This window comes from Arthrobacter sp. Bi83, assembly GCF_918698095.1.
In the GTDB taxonomy this organism is placed as follows: Bacteria; Actinomycetota; Actinomycetes; order Actinomycetales; family Micrococcaceae; genus Arthrobacter.
On the sequence record NZ_CAKKLY010000111.1, the window covers coordinates 1 to 2,100 of the forward strand.

General features: G+C 63.8%; 2 protein-coding genes. Both read left to right on the plus strand.

Going from position 1 to position 2,100, the window contains the following annotated elements; all coding sequences use genetic code 11:
* The first annotated feature begins 212 nt into the window (after positions 1-212).
* Positions 213-470, plus strand: coding sequence for a hypothetical protein (locus LQ144_RS22830; protein WP_230121523.1), 258 nt, complete (start codon positions 213-215; stop codon positions 468-470).
* A 180-nt stretch (positions 471-650) separates the two neighbouring features.
* Positions 651-2,021 carry a protein kinase gene (locus tag LQ144_RS22835; RefSeq protein ID WP_230121524.1) on the plus strand — a complete coding sequence of 457 codons (1,371 nt, stop codon included), beginning with the start codon at positions 651-653 and terminating at the stop codon, positions 2,019-2,021.
* Positions 2,022-2,100: the final 79 nt, after the last annotated feature.

Here is a 2,100-nt window from a genome sequence, read left to right on the forward strand (position 1 = left end):
CCAAGCCGACCCCCGGAGGTGCCCCGGACCCCCCCCCTGACAGGGCGCCTGGCCAAGCTTCCGACCCTGCACATGACCGTAAGCCAACCGTAACTAGACAGAACGGTCTGTCTCGCATAAATTTTTAGGACGTTCTCTGCCCAAAGGGCAGTGGTCCGTTATCGCTGAAGCAGAACGGCGTATCAAATGTGCACGCCATGAAAGAGCCAAAAATGACTGCAACACACTTTGACCGCTTCGTAGCCGAGGCCCTCACTGCGGACCGGGAAACCGACTCCGGGCTGACTCCGGACGAGCTCTATGGCCTCTACACCAGCTGGAGCCTGATCAACACGATACAGCCCGAGTCCCCCGAGGCCTTGCGGGCAGGTCTGAAGGAACTCGGCATCGATCCGGATCACAATGAGTTGTCCATGACTGGCCCGGCCGCGGCGGACTATATCCTCGCCAGCGCCCCCAGCCTCATCTAGCTCCACTGCTGCAGGAAGAGCCGACACGCACCGGCTCTTCCTGCAGCGTTAAAGGCCGATGCTTCCAATCGGACGCCGGCCTTCCAAGCCGCGTTGTTATTAACCCCCTCCTGCCAGCACCCCACACCAACCTACGCACCGCACGCCTTTTGGCGCGCTCGGGAAAATTCAAGGTATCCAATGGACGTACTGTCCGGCATTTCAGCAGGAACGTTCCTCGGCGGACGATACCGCGTCGTGGACCAGATCGGTTCCGGTGCAATGGCCAACGTCTACCGGGCTACCGACGAATTCCTCGGCCGGGACGTGGCCGTCAAGGTGGTCATCAAGCCCGCCAACAGGGATGCGCAGGACGACGACGCGGAACTGAAAGTCCTCGCACGCCTGAACCACCACAACCTGGTCACGCTCCTGGACGCAGGAGCGGACAGGACCGAATCCGGCCCCCGCATCTACCTCGTGATGGAGCTCGTGGAGGGCCCGGACCTCCGCCGCCGCCTCCAGGACGGCCCGCTCTCGTCCCGGCACACGGCCCAGATTGGCCACGATCTGGCGGACGCGCTCACCTACATTCATGACAGCGGCGTAGTCCACCGCGACGTCAAACCCGGCAACATCATGGTCTTCGACTACCACCACGATGCCGCCCGGATGCGCGCGAAGCTGACCGACTTCGGCATTGCCCTCATGGCGGACACACCGCATGTCGACACCGGTGACGTTCTCGGAACCGCGGCATACCTCAGCCCGGAGCAGGCGATGGCCGAACCGGTGGGGCCCGCCAGCGATGTCTACTCCCTTGGACTTGTGCTGCTTGAATGCCTTGCAGGCGAGCCCGTATTCAAGGGCGATCCGCTCCAGAGCGCCGTGGCGCGACTGATCAGGGACCCTGAAATTCCTGCCGGCTTGGACCCGGAATGGCAGCAGTTGCTGGCGGCCATGACGGCACGGGACCCGCAGGACCGGCCCTCCACGCGCGAAGTAACCCAGGCCCTCTACGACCAGACCGTCAACAGCCGCGGGAAGCACAAGGTGGACACCGCCATCATCCCCGCCAACGAGGACGCGCGCATGGAGGCTGTCCACCGCTACGGCATTCTCGATACCCCTCCGGACGGCTCCTTCGACAGGATCACGGCACTCGCGGCCCGGGTCTTCTCGGTGCCCATAGCGATCGTCTCCGTCGTGGACCATGACCGCATCTGGTTCAAGTCCCACCACGGAATCCCTGCGGAGGAAATCAACCGGGACCCAGGTCTGTGCGCTTCGGCGATCCTGCAGGACGACCTCTGGGTTGTGGAGAATGCCCCCAATGACCCGCGGGCCTTGGCCAATCCGCTTGTTGCCGGGGAGTTCGGTCTTGGTTTTTATGCGGGTGCGCCGCTGACTTCACGGGATGGCTACAACCTGGGCACGCTGTGCATTCTCGATTACAAACCCCGTGTCCTCGCCCCGGAAGATGCAGCAACGCTCCGTGACCTTGCCGCCGTCGTCATGAATGACCTCGAGCTCCGGCTCGAGAGCCGGAGTTTGGCACCCGTCCGTCCCTGAGCTGGGCAACGAGGGAGACCCCGACGGCGGGAGGCCGGCAAACGCCGCGGGCTTCCCGCCGTCGGGCTTGGATCCCCGC